The sequence below is a fragment of the Mycobacterium paraffinicum genome (genome assembly GCF_001907675.1).
In the GTDB taxonomy this organism is placed as follows: Bacteria; Actinomycetota; Actinomycetes; order Mycobacteriales; family Mycobacteriaceae; genus Mycobacterium; species Mycobacterium paraffinicum_A.
Genome location: NZ_MPNT01000009.1, coordinates 162034 through 186264, shown reverse-complemented (window position 1 = coordinate 186264; position 24231 = coordinate 162034). Strand labels below are relative to the sequence as shown.

Sequence of the window (24231 nt, the reverse complement as noted above, 5' to 3'; positions counted from 1 at the left end):
CTCACAGCCAGGAGCATTAGGCTGATCAGCTGTGGAACCGGTATACGGGACTGTCATTCAACTCGCCCGCCTGATTTGGCGCCTTCAGGGCCTCAAGATCACGGTCTCGGGCGTGGAAAACCTGCCCAAAACCGGCGGTGCGGTCATCGCCATCAACCACACCGGCTACCTCGACTTCACCTTCGCCGGGTTGCCCGCCTACCGGCAAGGGCTGGGCCGCAAGGTGCGGTTCATGGCCAAGCAGGAGGTGTTTGACCACAAGATCACCGGCCCGATCATGCGCAGCCTGCGACACATCTCGGTGAACCGGCAGGACGGGGCCGCATCCTACGAGGAGGCGGTCAGAAATCTCAAGGACGGTGAGCTGGTCGGTGTCTACCCGGAAGCCACCATCAGCCGCAGCTTCGAGATCAAGGAGTTCAAGTCGGGCGCCGCCCGGATGGCCGTCGAGGCCGGAGTGCCGATCGTTCCGGTGATCGTCTGGGGTGCCCAGCGCATCTGGACCAAGGGCCACCCCAAGAGGCTGATGCGCCCGAAGGTGCCCATCATGGTGGTCGTCGGCGAGCCGATCGAACCGACGCTGGGCGTCGAGGAGCTCAAGGGGCTGTTGCACTCGCGGATGCAACACCTGCTGGAGCGGGCCCAGGAGATGTACGGGCCGCACCCGGCGGGTGAGTTCTGGGTGCCGCGCCGGTTGGGGGGCAGCGCACCGTCGCTGGCCGAAGCCGCCAGGATGGACGCCGAGGAGGCGGCCGCTCGCGCCGCCCGTCGGGCTCGATCCACGGGAGCTCCGGAGTAGCGATCAATGGTGGAGCCGATCTTCCGCACGCTCGAGGTTGTGGCCCGGCTGGCGGTGCTGGCCACCGCCACGCAGATCTCTTACGGCGGCGTTGAGAACATCCCGGCCTCCGGCGGCGCGGTGATCGCGATCAACCACACCAGCTATGTCGACTTCCTGCCCGCCGCGCTGGCCGTGCACCGGCGGGGACGGCGGCTCAGGTTCATGATCAAGGCCGAGATGCAGCAGGTGAAGATCGTCAACTTCCTGATCAAGCACACCGGAACCATCCCGGTGGACCGCGGAGCCGGGGCCGGCGCCTACGCCGTGGCAGTGCAGCGGCTCCGCGAGGGCGAGCTGGTGGGCGTGTATCCGGAGGCCACCATCAGCCGCAGCTTCGAGCTGAAGGAATTCAAGACGGGCGCCGCCCGCATGGCCATCGAAGCGGACGTCCCGATCATCCCGGTGATCGTCTGGGGAGCCCACCGGATCTGGACCAAGGACCACCCACGCAATCTGGGCCGCGCCAAGGTGCCGATTAAAGTGCAGGCAGGCACGCCAGTGCCGGCCGCCGAAGACATCGCGCGGACCGACGCCGCGCTGCGCGAGTCGATGACCGGACTGCTCCACCACGTCCAGGAGGACTATCCGCACGAACCCGGGGCGTATTGGACACCGCGCCGCCTCGGCGGCGGGGCACCGACCATGGCGGAGGCGGCCCAGATGGAGGCGGACGAGGCCGCGGCGCGGGCCGTGGGTCGTAGTGGACGGCCGTCCCGGTAGGCGAAGGAGAAGACATGCCCGAGGGGTTCTACCGATTGTGTGAGTGGGTCGTGCCGCCGATGGTCGCGATGCAGGGAACGAAGTTCACCTACCGCGGCCTGGACAACATCCCCGAGCGGGGCGGCGCCCTGCTCGCCCAAAACCACACCAGCTACCTGGACTGGTTGCCAACGCTCCTCGCGGTGCGCGAGCGCCGCCGGCGGGCCTACTTCATGATCAAGGCCGAGATGGCCGAGGTGAAGGCGGTCAACTACGTGATCAACCACGCCAGGCTGATCCCGGTGGACCGCAGGACCGGACACGACGCGCTCGAGGTGGCGGTGCAGCGCCTGCGCGAGGGCGAGCTCATCGGGATGCATCCCGAAGCCACGATCAGCCGCAGTTTCGAGCTACGCGAGTTCAAGAGCGGCGCGGCCCGAATGGCGCTGGATGCCCAAGTGCCGATCGTTCCGATGATCGTCTGGGGTGCGCACCGGATTTGGCCCAAGGATCATCCAAAAAAGTTGTGGCGCAACAAGGTTCCGATCACCGTCGCCGCGGGTCGGCCGCTGCCGCCGCATGGCACGCCCGAACAGCTCAACGCGGCGCTGCGCCAGGCGATGAATGCGCTGCTCTATCAGGTGCAGGACGAATACCCCCACCCGGAGGGCGAATTCTGGGTTCCGCGGCGCCTGGGCGGCACGGCGCCGAGCCAGGAGGATTCCCGGGCGATCCGCCTGTCGGAGCTGCAGGCGCGGATGCAGAAGCGCGGCACCGACGGCGTGACCCGCCCCGGACAGGACCAGAGCGGAGTGCATTGACCACACCGGGGAGCTGCGAACGCGGAACCGTCCAGATGACTGCACAGTGACTCAGCCGGCGCTCATAGCTTGCGACGTCGACGGCACCCTGTTCGACGACAACGAAACCATCACCCCGCGCACCCGCGATGCCGTGCGCGCCGCCGTCGATGCCGGTGCGACTTTCGTGGTGGCGACGGGCCGCCCGCCGCGATGGATACGCCCCGTCGTCGACGCGCTCGGCTTCGCGCCAATGGCGGTGTGTGCCAACGGTGCCGTCGTCTACGATCCCGCCACCGACCGGGTGGTGTCGGCCCGCACGCTGTCCGTTGACACGCTGGCCGAGCTGGCGGAGCTGGCGACGCGCGTCATCCCGGGCGCCGGCCTGGCCGTCGAGCGGATCGGTGAACGCGCCCACGACACGGCGACCCCCCAGTTCATCAGCTCGCCGGGCTACGAGCACGCGTGGTTGAACCCGGACAACACCGAGGTGTCGATCGAGGACCTGCTCAGCGCGCCCGCGATCAAGCTGCTGATCCGCCGAAGCGGGGCGCGCAGCGCCGATATGGCCGCCGCGCTCGCCAAGCACGTCGGCATCGAGGGCGACATCACCTACTCCACCAACAACGGCCTCGTGGAGATCGTGCCGCTCGGCATCAGCAAGGCCACCGGTGTGGACGAGGTCGCCAGGCCCCTGCAGATCTCCAGCGGCGAGGTGTTGGCGTTCGGTGACATGCCCAACGACCTGCCGATGCTGCGCTGGGCCGGCCATGGCGTGGCGATGGGCAACGCGCATCCCGAAGTGTTGGAGGCGGCCGACGAGGTCACCGCCGTCAACAACGACGACGGCGTGGGCCGGGTGCTGGAGCGCTGGTGGCTTAGCGCTGCCGCGACGCGTTGACCCCGCTAGGTGGCGGATGGGTGCGCCGGTAGCGAGAAGTGTTCGGGCGCAACGGTTGGGCCGCTCGGTGGCTGCGTCGAGAGCGGCGTGGTGATGCCCTCAGCGACCTCGGTGACGTTGCCGGTGAGCCGCTCGTAGTTCAGCGTTCCATGCTGAAAGTTCTGCGTAATCTGCAGCGGCTCTTGAAGTTCCGCGCTGGTAGGCAGTCCGAGCGGTCCGCGTTCGTAGCTCAGCGACGCCCAGGCGTCGTAGATGGCGCCGGTAACGGGCTGCGCGCCGGTTTCCGGCGACCAGTACATCGCACCCCGGGCGAATGTGACGTACCGCGCGTCACCCTCGGCGCTGTCCTCGGGGGACGTCGGCGCGCCCAGCACGCTGTTCATGCCGCCCATCGCCTGCCAGTGGTCGTAGATCGCGCCGCCCTGCAGGGCCTTGATCAATTCCTCGGGCGGGTCGTTGAAATGCGAAGCGACATCGCGCACTTCGTCCATCAGCGCGTAGGCGGCATTGCCCGGGCAATCGGTATTTCCGACGTCGCGGTGCGTGAAGATCGTGGGCAGCGTCGCGATGGAACCGGCCGCGAAGGTGGTGTAGTGGCTACCCGCCGACTCCAGCGACACGGTTCCCTTGGGGTCGACGCCGTCCAGGCCGAGGCGCCAGCCCAGCAACCGGCCCAGGGTGCGGAGTTGGATCGGCGTCGGCGGTACGTCGTCGAAGTTGCCGATCATCGCCACGCCCCAGGTGTTGCGGTTGAATCCGCCGGTGTGGAAGGCCTCGACCGCTTTGGTCAGCCCCCCTGCACTGCCCTCGAATACCTGGCCGTACTTGTCGACCAGGGCGTTGTAGGCGATGTCGCACCAGCCCAGGGTTTTGCTGTGATACGTGTAGATGGCCTTGACGATGCCGGCCGACTCTAGCGGCGAGTAGTCGTTGCTGCCCGCGGTGTGGTGCACGACGGCGGCGCGAACCCCGTTGTCGTACTGCGGGCTGCCGCATCGCAGCGACTCGTCGGCGCCCCACTCCGCCCGGCTGATGATGGCGGGGGCCTGGCCGGGCATCAAGACTCCCGAAGGCGGCGTCCACTGAGTTTTCGCCGGCGCTTGCGGCGGCGAGATGAGGATGGCGGAGATGTTCTGCCCGAAGGGTTGTTCCCGGGACGCCGGTTTGTAGCCCAGGCCGGCCTCGTTGGGGGGCACGGACGGCGCGCCCCCGCCGGCGGGCGGGGCCCCCAGGGTCGGTAGCGCATCGATCGGACGGGTGACCGCGATCTCGACGGTGGTGGTGGTGCCGACGAACACCGGGTCCGTTCCGCGTGGCCCCTCAAGTGATCCGTTCGTCGCCCCGTCGGGCGCCGCCGTCTCGTACTCGGTCTGATACCAGGGCCCCCACGAACCGTCCGGCCGCCTCGCCCGTACCCGGGTCGAGGTGCCTGCCAGGTCGCCCGTAAGCGCGACGAGCGAAAACGGGGTCTCCTGGCTGATCTGGCGAACCGTGACGCCGCCGCCCAACCCGACCAGCGGCTGTTCGGTCAGCTGGGTGTCGTGGGCAGGCGCAGGGGTGGCGCTGCGGTGGCCGCGCGTCGTGTCCGCCACCCAGGAGACGATGACGACGGTCGCCACGATGGCGGTGAGCAACGTCGTCGGCCCACGGGTAAGAGACACCAGGCGATGTTACTTGTGTTTCTAATGTTAATGATGAGACGACACGAGCTGGGCGGCGTCGAATCTGCAGCCAAATTCGACGGCACCGCAGAAGAAATCTGCGGTGCCGTCTGGTTGGAGGCTTCCCCGAGGTCTAGACGGGGGGCAGGACCGGTGCCGCACCCGCGGCGGCCGGCAACGCCCCGGCCGCGCCGGCGGCGGCCGGCAAGGCACCCGCGGCGGCACCCGGCAGGGCGCCGGCGGCACCCGGGAGGGCGCCCGCTGCACCCGGCAGCGCACCCGCGGCGGCCGGCAACGCACCGGCGGCACCCGGGAGGGCGCCTGCTGCACCTGGTAGCGCACCGGCTGCGCCCGCTCCGCCGTGCAGACCCTGCGTGATCGCCGGCATCACCAAGCCCTTGAGCAGGTCGATGGCCTGACCGGCGCCAAGCTGGTTGGCGGCCTGCATCACGTCGTTGACCAGGCCACCACCGCCGCCGCTGGAGCTTCCGCCCCCGCCGCCGAGGCCGGTGCCACCACCGATCGGTGAACCGCTACCGAAGGACGACGGGTCGCCCAGGATCGGGTAGGTACCGTCGGCGCCCGGGTCCAGACTGGCCGGAGCCGTGATCGGGACTTCACCGCCAGCCGTCGGGCTGCCCAGTCCGGGCGCGATCCCGGCCGGGCTGGTCAGCCCGGGATTGGACAGCGCCGGGTTGAGTCCCGCGCCCGGGGTCGCCACTCCGGCACCCGGGGTGGTCGGCAGCGCGCCGGGCGCGGTGAGCCCCGGCGTCGTGGGCGCCAGGCCCGGGCTGGTCGCAGCCGGGCTGGTCAGACCGGGGCTGGTTAGGCCGGGGCTGGTCAACCCCGGGCTCGTCAGGCCAGGGCTGGTCAGACCGGGGCTCGCGAGACCCGGAGTCCCGAGGCCCGGAGTGCCCAGGCCCGGAGTGCCCAGGCCGGGACTCGCCAGGCCCGGAGTGCTGGCCGCGCCCCCGCTCAGCGCGGGCACCGGTGGCAGGTTGATGCCGAATTGCGACAGCCCTTGCGACAGCGCGCCCATCAGCTCGCCCGGCAGGTCGGTCATCACGGCCGCCTGCTTGAAGTCGTGGTGCTCGGGCGGCTTGCTGCCGGCCGTCGATTCGTAGACAAGGAAGTATGCGCAAGGACTCGCCACTGCCACGGCGGCGACCGCGCTCATGGCTGTCGAAAGCTTGCGTCGGCGTCGGTTCGGCACGGAAGTCTCCTCAATCTGGACAACTCAATCTCAACTGTGTTGTGTCGGTGCGGCCTTACCGGTTCGTAGCTGGTGGCAACCACACAGAGTCGATGGTACGAGTGAGATTGTTGTGACTAGAGTGGTGATATTGAATCGTGAGGCAATTGCGACCCGGACCGTGATCGCCCGGCTCATGGGTCGAAGAAAAGTCCTCAGTTGACCGATCGCGGGCTCCCTGGCCTCGCTAAATGGGTTAGGCCCACGCGGTCGGATACCCTAAGCAACCGATGACTTCTCCTTTCAGTCGCTTTGACCTCTTTGTCGTCGGCTCCGGATTCTTCGGCCTGACCATTGCCGAGCGCGTGGCTACCCAACTCGGGAAGCGCGTGCTCGTGGTGGAACGCCGCCCGCACATCGGCGGCAACGCCTATTCCGAGGCGGAGCCACAGACGGGCATCGAGGTCCACAAGTACGGCGCCCACCTCTTCCACACCTCCAACAAGAGGGTGTGGGACTACGTGCGCCAGTTCACCGAGTTCACCGACTACCGGCACCGGGTGTTCGCGATGCACAACGGGCAGGCCTACCAGTTCCCGATGGGACTGGGCCTGGTGTCGCAGTTCTTCGGCAAGTACTTCACCCCGGACGAGGCACGCCGACTGATCGCCGAGCAGGCCGCCGAGATCAAAACCGAGGACGCGCAAAACCTGGAAGAGAAGGCGATCTCGCTGATCGGGCGGCCGCTGTACGAGGCGTTCGTCAAGGGCTACACCGCCAAGCAGTGGCAGACCGATCCGAAGGAGCTGCCCGCCGCCAACATCACCCGGTTGCCGGTGCGCTACACCTTCGACAACCGGTACTTCAGCGACACTTACGAGGGCCTGCCGGTCGACGGATACACGGCATGGCTGCAGAACATGGCCGCCGACGACCGCATCGAGGTCAGGCTGAACACCGACTGGTTCGACGTGCGCGACCAGCTGCGCGCGGAAAGTCCCGACGCCCCGGTCGTCTACACCGGCCCCCTGGACCGCTACTTCGACTACGCCGAAGGCCGGCTGGGTTGGCGCACACTCGATTTCGAGGTCGAGGTGTTGCCCATCGGAGATTTCCAGGGCACGCCGGTGATGAACTACAACGACCTCGACGTCCCGTACACCCGCATCCACGAGTTCCGCCACTTCCACCTCGAGCGCGATTATCCGACCGACAAGACGGTGATCATGCGGGAGTTCTCGCGGTTCGCCGAAGACGACGACGAGCCCTACTACCCGATCAACACCGAGGCCGACCGCGCCCTGCTCGCCGCGTACCGCGCCCGGGCGAAGGCCGAAACCGCTTCGGCGAGAGTGCTCTTCGGTGGCCGGCTGGGCACCTACCAATACCTGGACATGCACATGGCGATCGCCAGCGCACTGAACATGTACGACAACACCCTCGCGCCGCACCTGCGCGAGGGTAAGGCACTAGTGGAGGAAGGCGCGGGGGGATGACCGCAGTAAGCCTGCTTTCCAGAATCATCCTGCCGCGTCCGGGTGAACCCCTCGACGTGCGCAAGCTGTATCTGGAGGAATCGACCACCAACGCGCGCCGTGCGCACGCGACCAGCCGGACCTCGCTGGAGATCGGCAAAGAGTCCGAGGTGTCGTTCGCCACGTACTTCAACGCGTTCCCGGCCAGCTACTGGCGCCGCTGGTCCATCTGCACGTCGGTGGTGTTGCGGGTCGAGCTCACCGGAACCGGACGCGTCGACGTGTACCGGACCAAGGCCACCGGGGTACGAATCTCCGTGGAGGGCCGCCAGTTCGTCGGCACCGAGGACCAGCCGGCCATCGTCGAGATCGAGGTGCCGCTCAAACCGTTCGAGGACGGCGGCTGGATCTGGTTCGACATCACCACCGACACCCCGGTGAACCTGGTGAGCGGTGGCTGGTATGCGACCGAGCCCGCGCCGGGCACGGCCAACATCGCCGTCGGCATCCCCACGTTCAACCGGCCCGCCGACTGCGTCAACGCGCTGGCCGACCTCACCGCAGATCCGTTGGTGGACGCGGTGATCGGGGCGGTGATCGTGCCGGACCAGGGCACCCGAAAGGTGCGCGACCACCCGGACTTCCCGGCGGCGGCCGCCGGCCTGGGCAGCAGGCTGTCCATTCACAACCAGCCGAACCTCGGCGGCTCGGGTGGTTATAGCCGGGTGATGTACGAGGCGCTGAAAAACACGGACTGCCAACAGATCTTGTTCATGGACGACGACATCCGCATCGAGCCCGACTCGATCCTGCGGGTGCTGGCCCTACACCGCTTCGCCAAGACGCCGATGCTGATCGGCGGTCAGATGCTCAACCTGCAGGAGCCCTCGCACCTGCACATCATGGGCGAGGTCGTCAACCAGTCGAACTTCATGTGGACCGCCGCGCCGCACGCCGAGTACGACCACGACTTCGCCGAACATCCGTTGAACGACAAGAACGTTCGAAGCGCGCTGCTGCACCGGCGCATCGACGTCGACTTCAACGGCTGGTGGACGTGCATGATCCCGCGGCAGGTCGCCGAGGAGCTGGGCCAACCGCTACCGCTGTTCATCAAATGGGACGACGCCGAATACGGCCTGCGCGCCGGCGAGCATGGATACCCGACCGTCACGCTGCCCGGCGCGGCGATTTGGCACATGGCCTGGAGCGACAAGGACGACGCCATCGACTGGCAGGCCTACTACCACCTGCGCAACCGGCTGGTGGTCGCCGCGATGCACTGGGACGGCGACATCACCGGACTGGTCCGCAGTCACCTGAAGGCAACACTGAAACACCTTGCCTGCCTTGAGTATTCGACCGTCGCAATCCAGAACAGGGCCATCGACGACTTCCTCGCCGGCCCGGAGCACATCTTTTCGATCCTGGAATCCGCGCTGCCCGAGGTGCATCGGCTGCGCAAGGAGTACCCGGACGCGGTGGTGCTGCCGGCCGCGAGCGAACTCCCCGCGCCGGCCAACAAGACCAAGGCGATGAAGCCGCCCGTAAACCCGCTGTCGATCGGTTACCGGCTGGCCCGCGGCATTTTGCACAACGCAACTAAGGCCGACCCCGAAGCCCACCGGCGCCCCGAGTTCAACGTGCCGACCCAGGATGCCCGCTGGTTCCGGCTGTGCACGGTCGACGGCGTCACCGTGACGACGGCCGACGGGTGCGGCGTCGTCTACCGGCAACGCGACCGGCGCAAAATGTTCCAACTGCTGTTCGCCTCGCTGCGCCGGCAGCGCCTTCTGGTGAGCCGCTTCGACCAGATGCGCAAAACGTACCGGGACGCGCTGCCGGTGCTGTCCAGCAAGCAGAAATGGGAGACGGCGCTGCTGCCCGCGCACGCCGAGCGAGAGCATGGCTGATTCGGCCTCCCCGCGCGGCGAAGTGGCCGCCCTGGTGGCCGTGCAAGCCGCGCTCGCCGAGCGCCCCGGCGTGCTGACGACGGCGCGCGGCCTGTCCCATTTCGGCGAGCACAGCCTCGGCTGGCTGGCCGTGGCGGCGGTCGGCGCGCTGCTGGCGCCGAGGCGGCGCTGGGACTGGCTGGTCGCCGGGGCGGGGGCGTTCGCCGCGCACGCCGCCGCCGTGCTGGTCAAGCGGGTGGTGCGCCGCCGACGGCCGCACGACCCGGCCGTCGTGGTGAACGTCGGCACCCCCAGCCAGCTGAGCTTCCCCTCCGCCCATGCCACCTCGACGACGGCCGCGGCCATCCTGATGGGCCGGATCACCGGCCTGCCGCTACCCGCCCTCCTGATTCCCCCGATGGCGTTGTCGCGGATGCTGCTCGGGGTGCACTATCCCAGCGACGTGGCCTGCGGCATCGTCCTCGGTGCCACCGTCGCGCGAATCACCGTTCGGCTGGAGGGCCGGGCGCGGAAGGTCTGGGCGAATGAGTGAGGACGTGGTGACCGGGCCCTCGGGCAACGTGGTGGTCGGGGTCGTCAAGGCGATCCGCCCGCGGCAGTGGGTGAAGAACGTTCTGGTGCTGGCCGCGCCGCTGGCCGCGTTGGGCGGCCCGGTGCACTACAACTACGCCGACGTGCTGACCAAGGTGTCCGTGGCGTTCGTGGTGTTCTGCCTGGCGGCCTCGTCGATCTACTTGGTGAACGACGTGCGCGACGTCAACGCCGACCGCGAGCACCCCACCAAGAGATTCCGGCCCATCGCGGCCGGCGTGGTGCCCGAATGGCTGGCCTACACCCTCGCGGTGGTTCTCGGTGCGGCCTCGCTGGCGCTCGCCTGGTGGCTGACGCCCGACCTGGCCGTGGTGATGGCCGTCTACCTCAGCATGCAGCTGGCGTACTGCTTCGGGCTCAAACACCAAGCGGTGATGGACATTTGCATCGTGTCGTCGGCGTACCTGCTGCGGGCCATCGCCGGCGGCGCCGCCACCGGCATCCCGCTATCGCAATGGTTCTTGCTGTCGGCGGCGTTCGCGTCGCTGTTCATGGTGGCCGGCAAGCGATACGCCGAGCTGCAGGTCGCCGAGCGCACCGGCGCCGCGATCCGCAAGTCCCTGGAGAGCTACACCAGCACCTACCTGCGGTTCGTCTGGACGATGTCGGCCACCGCGGTGGTGCTCTGCTACGGCTTGTGGGCGTTCGAGCGTGACCGCCACTCGGGATCCTGGTTCGCGGTATCGATGGTGCCGTTCACCATCGCGATCCTGCGCTACGCCGTCGACGTCGACGGCGGGCTGGCCGGCGAGCCCGAAGACATCGCGCTGCGTGACCGGGTGCTGCAGCTGCTTTTCCTGGCGTGGATCGCGACGCTTGGAGCCGCCGTTGCCTTCGGTTAGCTCCGAACTGCAGGCCCTCAAAGCGCGCATGATGCGCACCCGGCCGGTCATCAGGCGGTTGGGCTGGCCAGTGTTCCCGTACACGACGCTGGTCCGGATCAGCCTGTGGTTCAGCGTGGCGGTGGTCTCCGTCCTGTTCGCCTGGGGCGCATGGCAGCGGCGCTGGATCGCCGACGACGGGCTCATCGTGTTGCGCACGGTGCGCAACCTGCTCGCCGGCAACGGGCCGGTCTTCAACCAGGGCGAGCGGGTGGAGGCCAACACCTCCACGGCCTGGACCTACCTGATGTACGTCGGCAGCTGGGTGGGCGGGCCGATGCGGATGGAATACGTGGCGCTGGCGCTGGCCCTGACGCTTTCGGTGCTGGGCGTGGCGCTGCTCATGCTGGGGGCCGCCCGGTTGTATGCGCCCAGCCTCCGGGGCCGCAAGGCGATCATGCTGCCCGCCGGCGCGTTGGTCTACGTCGCGCTGCCCCCCGCGCGTGACTTCGCCACCTCCGGCCTGGAGAGCGGGCTGACGCTGGCCTACCTCGGGTTGCTGTGGTGGATGATGGTCTGCTGGGCGCAGCCGGTGCGCAACCGGCCGGATCGCGACCTCTTCATCGGTGCGTTGGCGTTCGTGGCCGGCTTCAGCGTCCTGGTCCGGCCCGAGCTGGCGCTGATGGGCGGGCTGGCGCTGATCATGATGCTGGTCGCGGCGCGGACCTGGCGCCGCCGGGTGCTCGTCGTGGTGGCCGGCGGGTTGCTGCCCGTCGGCTATCAGATTTTCCGCATGGGCTACTACGGCCTGCTGGTGCCCGGGACCGCGCTCGCCAAGGACGCGGCCGGCGACAAGTGGTCCCAAGGCATCATCTACCTGTCGAACTTCGACGCGCCCTACGCCGTGTGGGTGCCCGTGGTGCTCCTGCTGCCGCTGGCGCTGCTGCTGCTCGCGGCGCGCCGCCGGCCGTCGTTCCTGCGGCCCGCCCTCGCCCCCAACTACGGGCGGGTGGCCCGGGCGGTTCAAAGCCCGCCCGCCGTCGTGGCTTTCGTTCTGGTGAGCGGCCTGCTGCAGGCGCTCTACTGGATTCGGCAGGGCGGCGACTTCATGCACGGGCGGGTGCTGCTGGCGCCGCTGTTCTGCTTGCTGGCACCCGTAGCCGTCATCCCGCTGGCCATCCCGGACGGGCAGGACTACTCGCGGGAGACGGGCTATTGGGTGGCCGGCGCGGCCGGCGTGCTCTGGCTGGGTGTGGCCGGTTGGTCGCTGTGGGCGGCGAATTCGCCCGGAATGGGCGACGACGCCACCCACGTCAGCTATTCCGGGATCGTCGACGAGCGGCGCTTCTACGCGCAGGCCACCGGGCACGCGCACCCCCTCACCGCCGCCGACTACCTGGGGTATCCGCGGATGGCGGCCATCCTGACGGCGCTCGACAACACCCCGGACGGCGCGCTGCTGCTGCCGTCGGGCAATTACATCCAGTGGGACCTGGTGCCGATGGCGCAGCCGGGTCCGGACAAGCCGCCCCAAAAGCCGCAGCACGCAGTGTTTTTCACCAACCTGGGCATGGTCGGCATGAACGTCGGGCTCGACGTCAGGGTGATCGACCAGATCGGATTGGCGAATCCGCTTGCGCAACACACGGAACGGTTGCAACACGGCCGCATCGGGCACGACAAGAACCTCTTCCCGGATTGGGCGATCGCCGACGGGCCGTGGGTGAAGGTCTATCCCGGCATTCCGGGCTATCTGGACCAGCAATGGGTCGCCGAGGCGGTGACCGCCCTCAAGTGTCCCGAGACCGAGGCGGTGCTGAGTTCGGTACGCGCACCGATGACCCCGCACAGATTCCTGTCCAACCTGCTGCATTCCTATGAATTCACCAAATACCGGATAGACCGGGTGCCGCGCTACGAGCTCGCCAGATGCGGCCTGCCGGTGCCTGAAGAGGCCCCGCCTCCGCCTCGCGAGTAAGCCCCGCGCAGAGGAATTTTCGAAGAATCTCAAGATTGTCGTCACGCGCGCCCGGCGAAAAATTGCCAGCAACATCACATTTGGCTCTTAACCAGCTGGCAGTGACGCTCAAGCACATGCGGAAACGCGGATTTCGGGGTCGACGTTCCCCCTGGAAGACACCGGGTAGGGCGGCCCCACTGCCCCTTTGGCGGGCCGCCTCGATGCGACCGGGCGGCCGAAGGTGTGGTTGACTACACGAGCACTGCTGCGCGGAGATCGTATGCAGTACGACCCAAAACATGACGCGCCCGGGTGACGGGCGCGCCGAAGAAGGATGAGGAAGCAAGGATGACGCTTGTCGACAGGTTTCGCGGCGCCGTGGCAGGTATGCCGCGGCGGCTCGTGGTGGCGGCCGCTGGCGCGGCGCTGCTCTCGGGCCTGATTGGCGCCGTGGGGGGCTCGGCGACCGCTGGTGCCTTCTCGCGCCCCGGTCTGCCGGTGGAATACCTGCAGGTTCCTTCCGCCGGGATGGGCCGCGATATCAAGGTTCAGTTCCAAAGCGGTGGGGCCAACTCTCCCGCGCTGTACCTGCTCGACGGGATGCGCGCGCAGGACGACTTCAACGGCTGGGACATCAACACCCCGGCCTTCGAGTGGTACAACCAGTCCGGCATCTCGGTCGTCATGCCGGTTGGTGGCCAGTCCAGCTTCTACTCCGACTGGTACAAGCCCGCCTGCGGCAAGGCCGGCTGCACCACCTACAAGTGGGAGACCTTCCTGACCAGCGAGCTGCCCGCATACCTGTCGGCGCAGAAGCAGGTCAAGTCGACCAACAACGCCGCCGTCGGTCTGTCGATGGCCGGGTCGTCGGCGCTGATCCTCGCCGCCTACCACCCGAACCAGTTCGTCTACGCCGGCTCGCTGTCGGCTCTGCTGGACCCGTCGCAGGGGATGGGGCCGTCGCTGATCGGCCTGGCCATGGGTGACGCGGGTGGCTACAAGGCCGCCGACATGTGGGGCCCCAAGGAGGACCCGGCGTGGGCCCGCAACGACCCGTCGCTGCAGGTCGCCAAGCTGGTAGCCAACAACACCCGGATCTGGGTGTACTGCGGTAACGGCAAGCCGTCGGACCTCGGTGGCGACAACCTGCCCGCCAAGTTCCTCGAGGGCTTCGTGCGGACTTCCAACCTGAAGTTCCAGGACGCCTACAACCAGGCCGGTGGCCACAACGCGGTGTGGAACTTCGACGCCAACGGCACCCACGACTGGCCCTACTGGGGCGCGCAGCTGCAGGCGATGAAGCCTGATCTGCAGTCGGCGCTGGGCGCCACCCCGGGCGCGGGGCCGGCCACGGCCGCCGCGGCTGCCGGGAACGGCACCAACGGCCAGGGCACCTAAGCCCACGAACAACGCGACTGGCGGCGGGAACCCTTCGGGGTTTCCGCCGCTAGTTGTTTTGGCGTGTGATTTGTTTCACTACCCCGCGGGCGGGGGAACCACGGCGCTGGCTAATGTGCTCGTCAGCGACTAGACGATGGAGGGTGACATGAGGGTCGTGCGGGGTGCGTCAGCGCTTCTTCGGGTGTTCTCCGTAGCCGCCTTGGCGATCGGATTGATCGGCGTGACCGTGACGGGCGGGCCGGCCGGTAGGGCGAGGGCGGCGGGTTACGAGAGCCTGATGGTGCCGTCGGCGGCGATGGGCCGCGACATCCCGGTGGCGTTCCTGGGCGGCGGACCGCACGCGGTCTATCTGCTGGATGCCTTCAATGCGGCCCCCGACGTCAGCAACTGGGTCACCGCGGGCAACGCGATGAGCACGCTGGGCGGCAAGGGCATCTCGGTGGTAGCGCCCGCGGGCGGGGCCTGGAGCATGTACACCAACTGGGAGCAGGACGGCAGTAAGCAGTGGGACACCTTCCTGTCCAGCGAGCTGCCGAACTGGCTGGCCGCCAACAAGGGCCTGGCGCCCGGTGGTCACGCCGCGGTGGGCGCCTCGCAGGGCGGCTACGCCGCGATGGCGCTGGCGGCCTTCCACCCCGACCGCTTCGGGTTCGCCGGCTCGCTGTCTGGGTTCCTGTACCCGTCGAGCACTAACTACAACGGCGCGATCCTGGCCGGCCTGCAGCAGTTCGGCGGTGTGGACGGTAACGGGATGTGGGGCGCCCCGCAGCTGGGCCGGTGGAAGTGGCACGACCCCTACGTGCACGCCTCCCTGCTGGCGCAGAACAACACCCGCGTGTGGGTCTACAGCCCGACGAACATGGGCGGCGACGACGCCGCCATGATCGGGCAGGCGGGCGCGGCCATGGGCAGCTCCCGCGAGTTCTACCAGCAGTACCGCAGCAACGGCGGCCACAACGGTCACTTCGACTTTCCGGGCGGCGGCGACAACGGCTGGGGCTCCTGGTCGGGGCAGCTCGGGGCCATGTCGGGCGACATCGTCGGCGCCATCCGGTGATCGCGGGGGACGGGTCGCTGCCCGGCTGAGTTGCGGCGATCGCGAGCGCGGTGGAGCCGGGCGCTGCGGGTCGCTGCCTGGCTGAGTTGCGGCGATCGCGAGCGCGGTGGAGCCGGGCGCTGCGGGTCGCTGCCCGGCTGAGTTGCGGCGATCGCGAGCGCGGTGGAGCCGGGCGCTGCGGGTCGCTGCCCGGCTGAGGTAGTCCCGCGAGCCGGTACCGTGTAAAAGGTGCAGCAGGGGTCGGGAGGACCGCTTCGCTGCGATCCACCGACTCTGCTAGCGGGAGAACATGGCCACCAACGCCCGGCGTAAGCGCCACCGAGCCCTCGCCTGGACCGCCGCCTTGGCGATGGCGGGGGTGGTGCTGTTGGTGATCGTGCTCGCGGTCGTCACGCTGCGCGGCCACGAATCGCCGCCCAGCGCGGTGCCGCCGGGCGTCCTGCCGTCGCCGTCCACGACCACCCACCCGCACAAGCCCCGGCCCGCTTCGCAAGACGCGTCGTGCCCCGACGTCCAGCTGGTCAACGTCCCCGGCACCTGGGAGTCCGCCCCGCAGGACGATCCGCTCAACCCGATGCAATTCCCGAACGCGCTGCTGCACAAGGTCACCGTGGCGATCACCCAGCAATTCCCGGCGTCCCGGGTGCAGGAATACACCACGCCCTACACCGCGCAGTTCCACAACCCACTCAGCGGCGACACGCAGATGTCGTACAACGAAAGCCGCGCCGAGGGCACCCGCGCGACGGTCCAGGCGATGACGGACATGAACGCCAAGTGCCCGCTGACCAGTTACGTGCTGATGGGCTTCTCGCAGGGAGCGGTGATCGCCGGTGACATCGCCAGCGATATCGGCAACGGCCGCGGACCCGTCGACGACGACCTGGTACTCGGTGTGACGTTGATCGCCGACGGTCGGCGCCAGCCCGGCGTGGGCAACGACATCGGGCCCAACCCGCCCGGGCAGGGCGCCGAGGTCACGCTGCACGAAGTGCCGGTGCTCTCCGGGCTGGGCTTGACGATGACCGGCGCGCGGCCCGGGGGCTTCGGCGCGCTCAACGACAAGACCAACGAGATCTGCGCGCCGGGCGACCTCATCTGCGCCGCCCCTGACGAGGCGTTTAGCGTTGCCAATCTGCCCAACACGCTCAACACGCTGGCCGGCGGCGCCGGACAGCCCATCCACGCGTTGTACGCGACCACGCAGTTCTGGAACCTGGACGGGCAGCCGGCCACCGATTGGACGTTGAACTGGGTTCAAGGATTGATCGCCAACGCGCCGCATCCCAAACATGGATGACCCGGCCGAAGGACACACCGTCAGGAGCCCGTTGCCGGTGCAGATCAGCGGTACCTTGTGATTTGGTGTGCTGCGGGCCGCCCCTTAACATTAAGAGGAATTTAAGAGCTAGAGACTTTGTCGCGGACCCGGTCCCGGTATAAGCCGACCTGGGATGAGCAGGATGCTGGCGTCAGTGGCGCCGCGCGAGGACTGGCCCGCGTAGAGATGGAAATTGTCGGCCTGGCCGACCGAAGAACAAAGGCCGGCGTAAGCGCCGGCCTAAAACAGGTGTGACAGGAGAGCGGAATGCCGTACCACAACCCGTTCATCGTGAATGGAAAGATCAGGTTCCCGGACAACACCAACCTGGTCAAGCACGTTGAGAAGTGGGCGAGGGTTCGTGGCGACAAGCTGGCCTACCGGTTCATCGACTACTCCACCGAACGCGACGGTGTCTACCGCGACATCGTCTGGCGCGACTTCAGCGCCCGCAACCGCGCCGTCGGCGCCCGCCTGCAGCAGGTCACCCAGCCCGGTGACCGCATCGCCATCCTGTGCCCGCAGAACCTGGACTACCTGATCGCCTTCTTCGGCGCGCTCTACGCCGGGCGGATCGCCGTGCCGTTGTTCGACCCGGGCGAGCCGGGCCACGTCGGCCGCCTGCACGCCGTGCTCGACGACTGCACCCCCTCGACGATCCTGACCACCACCGAGGCCGCCGAAGGCGTCCGGAAGTTCATCCGCGCCCGCTCCGCCAAGGAACGCCCCCGCGTGATCGCCGTCGACGCGGTGCCCACCGAGGTGGCATCCACCTGGGTGGAGCCCGAGGCCGACGAGACCACCATCGCCTACCTGCAGTACACGTCCGGCTCCACCCGGACCCCGACCGGCGTGATGATCAGTCACCTGAACCTGCCCACCAACGTGTTGCAGGTGCTCAACGGGCTGGAAGGCAAGGAAGGTGACCGCGGCCTGTCCTGGCTGCCGTTCTTCCACGACATGGGCCTGATCACAGCGCTGCTGTCCCCGGTCCTCGGCCACAACTTCACGTTCATGACGCCGGCCGCGTTCGTGCGCCGCCCCGGCCGGTGGATCCGCGAGATGGCGCGTAAGCCCGACGACGAGCCGGGTTCCGAACTGTTCACCGTCGCCCCCAACTTCGCCTTCGAGCACGCCGCGGTGCGCGGCGTCCCCAAGGAGGGTGGGCCGCCACTGGACCTGAGCAATGTCAAGGGGATCCTCAACGGCAGCGAGCCGGTGTCCCCCGCGTCGATGCGCAAGTTCTACGAGGCGTTCGCGCCGTACGGGCTGCGGGAGACGGCGGTCAAGCCCTCCTACGGCCTGGCCGAGGCCACGCTGTTCGTCTCCACCACGCCGATGGACGAGGCGCCCACGGTCATCCACGTCGATCGCGACGAGCTCAACAAGCAACGCTTCGTCGAGGTCGCCGCCGACGCGCCCAACGCCGTCGCGCAGGTCTCCGCCGGCGTCATCGGTGTCGACGAGTGGGCCGTGATCGTCGACCCCGACACGGCCACCGAGCTGCCGGACGACCAGATCGGCGAGATCTGGCTGCACGGCAAGAACCTCGGGCTCGGCTACTGGGGCAAGGAGGCGGAGACTCAGGAGACCTTCCGCAACATCCTCAAGTCGCGCATCAGCCAGTCGCACGCCGAAGGGGCCGAGGAGGACGGGCTGTGGGTGCGCACCGGCGACTACGGCACCTACCACAACGGGCACCTCTATATTGCGGGCCGCATCAAGGACCTGGTCATTATCGACGGCCGCAACCACTATCCGCAGGACCTCGAGTACTCGGCGCAGGAGGCCAGCCGGGCCCTGCGCACCGGTTACGTTGCCGCGTTCTCGGTCCCGGCCAACGAGCTGCCGCAGGTGGTGTTCGACAACCCGCACACCGGGCTCAAGTACGACCCCGAGGACAGCTCCGAGCAGCTGGTGATCGTGGCCGAGCGCGCCCCCGGAACGCACAAGCTCGAATACCAGCCGATCGCGGACGAGATCCGGGCGGCCATCGCCGTCCGCCACGGGGTGACCATCCGCGACCTGCTGCTGGTGCAGGCGGGGACGATTCCGCGTACCTCCAGCGGCAAGATCGGGCGCCGCGCGTGCCGCGCCGCCTACCTTGACGGCAGCCTGCGTAGCGGCGTCGGATCACCGACGGCTTTCGCCGGCGCTAACGACTGAACCCAGGAACCATGGCTGAATTAGACGACCCCCAGGACCCCCAGGACCAGCAGGAGAATCTGCCCGCCAAGAAGACCGATATGCGCGCCGGCGACGATGCAGAGCGGAGCGATGAGGAGGAGCGGCGCAAAATGACGGTCCCCGAGCTGCGCGAGTGGCTGCGCAACTGGGTGGGCCGGGCCGTCGGCAAGTCGCCGGACGACGTCGACGAGTCGGTGCCGATGGTGGAGCTCGGCTTGTCGTCGCGCGACGCCGTCGCGATGGCCGCCGACATCGAAGACATGACGGGTGTCACCCTGTCGGTCGCGGTGGCCTTCCAGCACCCGACCATCGAGTCGCTGGCAACGCGGATCATCGAGGGCGAGCCGGAACTCGACACCTCCGGGGACGACGTTTCCGACTGGACGCGCAACGGCCCGGCCGAGCGTGTCGATATCGCGATCGTGGGCCTGTCGACCCGGTTGCCCGGGGACATGAACAGCCCCGACGAGACCTGGCAAGCGCTGATGGAGGGCCGCGACGCCATCACCGACCTGCCCGAGGGCCGCTGGGAGGAGTTCCTGGAGGAGCCGCGGCTGGCCGAGCGGATGGCGAAGGCCCGCACCCGCGGCGGCTACCTCAAAGACATCAAGGGGTTCGACTCCGAGTTCTTCGCGGTGGCCAAGACCGAGGCCGACAACATCGACCCGCAGCAGCGGATGGCGTTGGAGCTGACCTGGGAGGCGCTCGAGCACGCCCGCATCCCGGCGTCGAGCCTGCGCGGCGGGTCCGTCGGCGTCTACGTCGGCGTCTCCAACAACGACTACAGCTTCCTGGCGGTGTCCGACCCGACCGTCGCGCATCCCTACGCGATCACCGGCACCGCGACGTCGATCATCGCCAACCGGGTCTCCTATTTCTACGATTTCCGCGGCCCGTCGGTCGCCGTCGACACCGCGTGCTCGAGCTCGCTGGTCGCGATCCATCAGGCTGTGCAGGGCCTGCGCAACGGCGAGGCCGACGTGGCCGTCGCCGGTGGCGTCAACGCGCTGATCACGCCCGTGGTGACGCTCGGTTTCGACGAGATCGGCCAGGTGCTCTCGCCCGACGGCCGGATCAAGTCGTTCTCCTCCGACGCCGACGGCTACACCCGCTCAGAGGGCGGCGGCATGCTGGTGCTCAAGCGGGTCGACGACGCCCGCCGCGACGGCGACCAGATCCTCGCGGTGATCGCGGGCAGCGCGGTCAACCACGACGGCCGCTCCAACGGACTGATCGCCCCCAACCAGGACGCGCAGGCCGACGTGCTGCGCCGGGCGTACAAGGACGCCGGCATCGATCCCCGCAACGTCGACTACATCGAGGCGCACGGCACCGGCACCGTCCTCGGCGACCCGATCGAGGCCGAGGCGCTCGGCCGCGTCGTCGGCCGGGGCCGCCCGGCCGACCGCCCGGCGCTGCTTGGCGCGGTGAAAACCAATGTGGGACACCTGGAGTCGGCGGCCGGCGCGGCCAGCATGGCCAAGGTGGTGCTGGCGCTGCAGCACGACAAGCTGCCGCCGTCGATCAACTTCGCCGGCCCGAGCCCCTACATCGACTTCGACGCGATGCGCCTGAAGGTGGTCGACCAGGCCACCGACTGGCCCCGCTACGGCGGCTACGCCCTGGCCGGGGTGTCCAGCTTCGGCTTCGGCGGCGCCAACGCGCACCTGGTGGTGCGTGAGGTCTTGCCCCGCGACGTCATCGAGCGCGAGGCCGAGCCCGAGGTGAATACCGCCGGCGAGGCGGCCGCCGAACCCGCCGAGGCCCCCACCATGGAAAGCCACGCGCTGCGGTTCGACGACTTCGGCAACATCATCCCGGATGTCGAGGCGCCCGAGGAGGAAGAGTACGAGCTGCCGGGCGTCACCGACGAGGCGCTGCGGCTCAAGGAGATCGCGCTGGAAGAGCTTGCGGCGCAGGAGGACGCGGAGCCAACCAAGCCCCTGATCCCGCTCGCCGTATCGGCGTTCTTGACCTCGCGCAAGAAGGCCGCGGCCGCCGAGCTGGCGGACTGGATGGAAAGCCCCGAGGGGCAGGCGTCGTCCCTGGAATCGATCGGGCGCGCGTTGTCGCGGCGCAACCACGGCCGCTCCCGCGCGGTGGTGCTGGCCCACGACCACGAGGAGGCCATCAAGGGTCTGCGCGCGGTCGCCGACGGCAAGCAGCGGCCGGGCGTGTTCAGCGTCGACGGGCCGGTGACCAACGGCCCGGTCTGGGTGCTGGCCGGGTTCGGCGCGCAGCACCGCAAGATGGGCAAGAGCCTCTACCTTCGCAACGAGGTCTTCGCCGAGTGGATCGAGAAGGTCGACGCGCTCGTCCAGGACGAGCTGGGTTACTCGGTGCTCGAGCTGATCCTCGACGACTCGCAGGACTACGGCATCGAGACCACGCAGGTCACCATCTTCGCGATCCAGATCGCGCTCGGTGAGCTGCTCAAGCATCACGGCGCCAAGCCCGCCGCGGTGGTCGGCCAGTCGCTGGGCGAGGCCGCCTCGGCGTACTTCGCCGGCGGGCTGTCGCTGCGCGATGCCACCCGAACCATCTGCTCCCGCTCGCATCTGATGGGTGAGGGCGAGGCGATGCTGTTCGGCGAGTACATCCGCCTGATGGCGCTGGTCGAATACTCCGCCGACGAGATCAAGACGGTGTTCTCCGACTTCCCGGACCTGGAGGTGTGCGTGTACGCGGCGCCCACCCAGACCGTCATCGGCGGCCCGCCGGATCAGGTGGACGCGATCATCGCCCGCGCGGAATCCGAGGGCAAGTTCGCCCGCAAGTTCCAGACCAAGGGCGCCAGCCACACCCAGCAGATGGACCCGCTGCTGGGCGAGCTCGCCGCGGAGCTGCAGGGCATCAAGCCGCTGAGCCCGACGGTCGGGATCTACTCGACCGTGCACGAGGGCAGCTACATCAAGCCCGGCGGCGAGCCGATCCACGACGTCGACTACTGGAAGAAGGGCCTGCGCCACAGCGTCTACTTCACCCACGGCGTCCGCAACGCCGTCGACAGCGGACACACCACCTTCCTTGAGCTGGCGCCCAACCCGGTGGCGCTGATGCAGGTGGGCCTGACCACGGCCGCCGCCGGGCTGCACGACGCGCAGCTGATCCCGACGCTGGCCCGCAAGCAGGACGAGGTCGAGTCGATGATCTCGACCATGGCGCAGCTCTACGTCCACGGCCACGCCCTGGACATCTGGACGCTGTTCACGCGCGCTTCCGGACCGCAGGATTACGCGAACATCCCGCCGACCCGGTTCAAGCGCAAGGAGCACTGGCTGGACGTGCACTTCTCGCACGGCAGCAGCTCGGTGCTCATGCCGGGCAACCACGTCGCGCTGCCGGACGGCCGCCACGTCTGGGAGTACAACCCCCGGGGCCTGACTGACCTGCCCGCGTTGGTGAAAGCCGCTGCGGCCGAGGTCCTTCCGGACGCGCAGCTGGCGGCCGCCGAGCAGCGTGCGGTCCCCGGCGAGGGCGCCCGGCTGGTGACGACGCTGACCCGGCACCCGGGCGGCGCCTCGGTGCAGGTGCACGCCCGCATCGACGAGTCCTTCACGCTGGTGTACGACGCGCTGGTGACCCGGGCCGGTGAGGGCGGCGTCGCCTTGCCGGCGGCGGTCGGCGCGGGCGCGGCGATCACGGCTGCGTCCAACGGGGCGGCTGCCGCGCCCGAGGCGCCAGCCGACGAGCCGGACGCCGAAACGCTGACGGACAGCCTGACCAACCGGTACTTCTCGGCCAGCATGGGCAAGTGGTCGCCCGACTCGGGCGAAACGGTCGCGGAGCGCCTGGGGCTGATTGTCGGCTCCGCCATGGGTTACGAGCCCGAGGACCTGCCGTGGGAGGTGCCGCTGATCGAGCTGGGCCTGGACTCGCTGATGGCGGTGCGGATCAAGAACCGCGTCGAGTACGACTTCGACCTGCCGCCAATCCAATTGACGGCCGTTCGGGACGCCAACCTCTACAACATCGAGGAGCTGATCAAGTACGCGGTCGAGCACCGTGACGAGGTCGAGCAGCTGCACGAGTACCAGCAGACGCACTCGGCCGAGGACATCGCCAAGGCTCAGGCGGAGTTGATCAGCGGCGCCTCACCCGCCACGATCGCGGCGCCCGCGCCCGACCCGCAAGCGGAGCCGGAGACCCAGGGGGCCCCTCCGGCGTCCGACATCCCGATCCCGCCGCCGCCCACCGACCCATCCGGGCCGAAGGCCAACGGCGGGCAGCCCAACCTGGCCGGCGCTGCCCAAGCGCTCAACCAGGAGGCGGTCACCAAGGCGCTCAACTCCGACGTGCCGCCGCGCGACGCCGCCGAACGGGTCACGTTCGCGACGTGGGCGATCGTCACCGGCAAGTCCCCGGGCGGCATCTTCAACCCGCTGCCCAAGCTGGACGACGCGCAGGCCGAGAAGATGGCCCAGCGCCTCTCGGAGCGGGCCGAAGGGCCGATCACCGCCGAGGACGTGCTGACGTCGGAGAACATCGAGGCGCTGGCCGAGAAGGTGCGGGGATACCTCGAGGCCGGCGAACTCGACGGATTCGTCCGCACCATCCGGCCGCCGCAAAACGATTCGCAGATACCGGTTTTCGTTTTCCACCCGGCCGGCGGTTCGACGGTGGTCTACGAGCCGCTGCTCAATCGGCTACCGCCGGACACCCCGATGTATGGGCTTGAGCGCGTCGAGGGCACCGTGCAGGAACGGGCCGCCCAATACGTGCCCAAACTGCTGGAGATCAACGGAGACAAGCCGTTCATCCTGGTTGGCTGGTCGCTGGGTGGCGCGTTGGCCTACGCCTGTGCGATCGGGCTCAAGCGGATGGGCGCCAACGTGGCGTTCGTCGGCATGATCGACACGGTGCGGGCCGGTGAGGAGATCCCGCAGACCAAGGAAGAGACCCGCAAGCGCTGGGACCGGTACGCGAGATTCGCCGAACGCACCTTCAACGTCGAGATTCCCGCAATCCCCTACGAGCAGCTCGAGGAGCTCGACGACGAGGGTCAGGTCAAGTTCGTGCTGGAGATCGTCCAGCAGAGCGGCGTGCAGGTGCCGGGCGGGATCATCGAGCACCAGCGGACGTCATACCTGGACAACCGCGCCTTGGAGACGGTCCAGATCGAGCCGTACGACGGCCACGTCACGCTCTACATGGCCGATCGCTACCATGACGACGTCATCGAGTTCGAGCCGCGGTATGCCATTCGGCAACCGGATGGCGGCTGGGGCGAGTACGTGTCCGAGCTCGAGGTCGTGCCGATCGGCGGGGAGCACATCCAGGCGATCGACGAGCCGATCATCGCCAAGGTCGGCGCGCACATGACCGAGGCGCTGGAGAACATCGAGGCGGGGCGCCGCCGGAAGAGTGAGGTGGGCAACTAGTGACCGGTGCGGAGCCTTCTCGCGCTCACA

16 protein-coding genes are annotated in these 24231 nt (G+C 68.5%); 14 read left to right on the top strand and 2 right to left on the bottom strand.

Annotated features, from left to right (window positions below):
- Window positions 1-31 precede the first annotated feature (31 nt).
- The 4 genes from BRW65_RS12615 to BRW65_RS12600 are packed head-to-tail and all read left to right on the top strand — an operon-like array spanning window position 32 to window position 3241.
- Window positions 32-799, top strand: coding sequence for a lysophospholipid acyltransferase family protein (locus BRW65_RS12615; RefSeq protein WP_073875009.1), 768 nt, complete (start codon window positions 32-34; stop codon window positions 797-799).
- Between the two features lie 6 nt (window positions 800-805).
- Window positions 806-1561: a lysophospholipid acyltransferase family protein gene (locus BRW65_RS12610; RefSeq protein WP_073875007.1), complete on the top strand. Its 756-nt coding sequence runs from the start codon at window positions 806-808 to the stop codon at window positions 1559-1561.
- 14 nt (window positions 1562-1575) lie between these two features.
- Window positions 1576-2361 carry a lysophospholipid acyltransferase family protein gene (locus BRW65_RS12605; RefSeq protein ID WP_073875005.1) on the top strand — a complete coding sequence of 262 codons (786 nt, stop codon included), beginning with the start codon at window positions 1576-1578 and terminating at the stop codon, window positions 2359-2361.
- A 46-nt stretch (window positions 2362-2407) separates the two neighbouring features.
- On the top strand, window positions 2408-3241 hold the full coding sequence (locus tag BRW65_RS12600; protein ID WP_073875003.1) for a Cof-type HAD-IIB family hydrolase: 834 nt from the start codon (window positions 2408-2410) through the stop codon (window positions 3239-3241).
- Window positions 3242-3246: 5 nt separating this feature from the next.
- Here BRW65_RS12600 and BRW65_RS12595 read toward each other — a convergent pair whose 3' ends face one another.
- Entirely contained in the window at window positions 3247-4905 is a 1659-nt protein-coding gene (locus BRW65_RS12595; RefSeq protein WP_244168077.1) for an LGFP repeat-containing protein, read from the bottom strand.
- Between the two features lie 130 nt (window positions 4906-5035).
- Entirely contained in the window at window positions 5036-6115 is a 1080-nt protein-coding gene (locus BRW65_RS12590) for a PirG (RefSeq protein WP_208611799.1), read from the bottom strand.
- A gap of 269 nt (window positions 6116-6384) precedes the next feature.
- Here BRW65_RS12590 and glf point away from each other — a divergent pair, with 269 nt between their 5' ends.
- The 10 genes from glf (at window position 6385) to pks13 (ending at window position 24201) form a co-directional block, all read left to right on the top strand.
- On the top strand, window positions 6385-7590 hold the full coding sequence (glf, locus tag BRW65_RS12585; protein WP_073874997.1) for a UDP-galactopyranose mutase: 1206 nt from the start codon (window positions 6385-6387) through the stop codon (window positions 7588-7590).
- Entirely contained in the window at window positions 7587-9482 is a 1896-nt protein-coding gene (locus tag BRW65_RS12580; RefSeq protein WP_073874995.1) for a glycosyltransferase, read from the top strand. The genes glf and BRW65_RS12580 overlap by 4 nt, the downstream gene beginning before the upstream one ends.
- The gene (locus BRW65_RS12575) at window positions 9475-10014 is read left to right on the top strand and encodes a phosphatase PAP2 family protein (RefSeq protein WP_073874993.1); all 540 of its coding nucleotides are present in this window, start codon (window positions 9475-9477) and stop codon (window positions 10012-10014) included. The genes BRW65_RS12580 and BRW65_RS12575 overlap by 8 nt, the downstream gene beginning before the upstream one ends.
- Window positions 10007-10915: a decaprenyl-phosphate phosphoribosyltransferase gene (locus BRW65_RS12570; protein ID WP_067896775.1), complete on the top strand. Its 909-nt coding sequence runs from the start codon at window positions 10007-10009 to the stop codon at window positions 10913-10915. Before BRW65_RS12575 ends, BRW65_RS12570 begins: the two co-directional genes overlap by 8 nt.
- On the top strand, window positions 10902-12872 hold the full coding sequence (gene aftB / locus BRW65_RS12565; protein ID WP_279627669.1) for a terminal beta-(1->2)-arabinofuranosyltransferase: 1971 nt from the start codon (window positions 10902-10904) through the stop codon (window positions 12870-12872). The genes BRW65_RS12570 and aftB overlap by 14 nt, the downstream gene beginning before the upstream one ends.
- Window positions 12873-13202: 330 nt before the next feature.
- Window positions 13203-14252 carry a diacylglycerol acyltransferase/mycolyltransferase Ag85A gene (gene ag85A / locus BRW65_RS12560; protein WP_073875092.1) on the top strand — a complete coding sequence of 350 codons (1050 nt, stop codon included), beginning with the start codon at window positions 13203-13205 and terminating at the stop codon, window positions 14250-14252.
- A 157-nt stretch (window positions 14253-14409) separates the two neighbouring features.
- Complete coding sequence (locus BRW65_RS12555; protein WP_073875090.1) at window positions 14410-15312, top strand: esterase family protein; 903 nt, start codon at window positions 14410-14412, stop codon at window positions 15310-15312.
- Window positions 15313-15601: 289 nt separating this feature from the next.
- A complete protein-coding gene (culp6, locus tag BRW65_RS12550) occupies window positions 15602-16612 on the top strand; it encodes a carboxylesterase Culp6 (RefSeq protein WP_073874989.1) in 1011 nt (336 codons plus the stop codon).
- 288 nt (window positions 16613-16900) lie between these two features.
- Window positions 16901-18799 carry a long-chain-fatty-acid--AMP ligase FadD32 gene (gene fadD32, locus BRW65_RS12545; protein ID WP_073874987.1) on the top strand — a complete coding sequence of 633 codons (1899 nt, stop codon included), beginning with the start codon at window positions 16901-16903 and terminating at the stop codon, window positions 18797-18799.
- An 80-nt stretch (window positions 18800-18879) separates the two neighbouring features.
- The gene (pks13, locus tag BRW65_RS12540) at window positions 18880-24201 is read left to right on the top strand and encodes a polyketide synthase Pks13 (RefSeq protein ID WP_167374034.1); all 5322 of its coding nucleotides are present in this window, start codon (window positions 18880-18882) and stop codon (window positions 24199-24201) included.
- The last annotated feature ends 30 nt before the right edge of the window (window positions 24202-24231 follow it).

What these genes read in the sequence shown, in the direction of transcription:
- BRW65_RS12580 (WP_073874995.1), top strand. Translation starts at nt 7,587, where the DNA reads ATGACCGCAGTAAGCCTGCTTTCCAGAATCATCCTGCCGCGTCCGGGT.
- BRW65_RS12570 (WP_067896775.1), top strand. Translation starts at nt 10,007, where the DNA reads ATGAGTGAGGACGTGGTGACCGGGCCCTCGGGCAACGTGGTGGTCGGG.
- culp6 (WP_073874989.1), top strand. Translation starts at nt 15,602, where the DNA reads ATGGCCACCAACGCCCGGCGTAAGCGCCACCGAGCCCTCGCCTGGACC.
- pks13 (WP_167374034.1), top strand. Translation starts at nt 18,880, where the DNA reads ATGCGCGCCGGCGACGATGCAGAGCGGAGCGATGAGGAGGAGCGGCGC.
- BRW65_RS12575 (WP_073874993.1), top strand. Translation starts at nt 9,475, where the DNA reads ATGGCTGATTCGGCCTCCCCGCGCGGCGAAGTGGCCGCCCTGGTGGCC.
- fadD32 (WP_073874987.1), top strand. Translation starts at nt 16,901, where the DNA reads ATGCCGTACCACAACCCGTTCATCGTGAATGGAAAGATCAGGTTCCCG.
- ag85A (WP_073875092.1), top strand. Translation starts at nt 13,203, where the DNA reads ATGACGCTTGTCGACAGGTTTCGCGGCGCCGTGGCAGGTATGCCGCGG.
- BRW65_RS12605 (WP_073875005.1), top strand. Translation starts at nt 1,576, where the DNA reads ATGCCCGAGGGGTTCTACCGATTGTGTGAGTGGGTCGTGCCGCCGATG.
- glf (WP_073874997.1), top strand. Translation starts at nt 6,385, where the DNA reads ATGACTTCTCCTTTCAGTCGCTTTGACCTCTTTGTCGTCGGCTCCGGA.
- BRW65_RS12610 (WP_073875007.1), top strand. Translation starts at nt 806, where the DNA reads ATGGTGGAGCCGATCTTCCGCACGCTCGAGGTTGTGGCCCGGCTGGCG.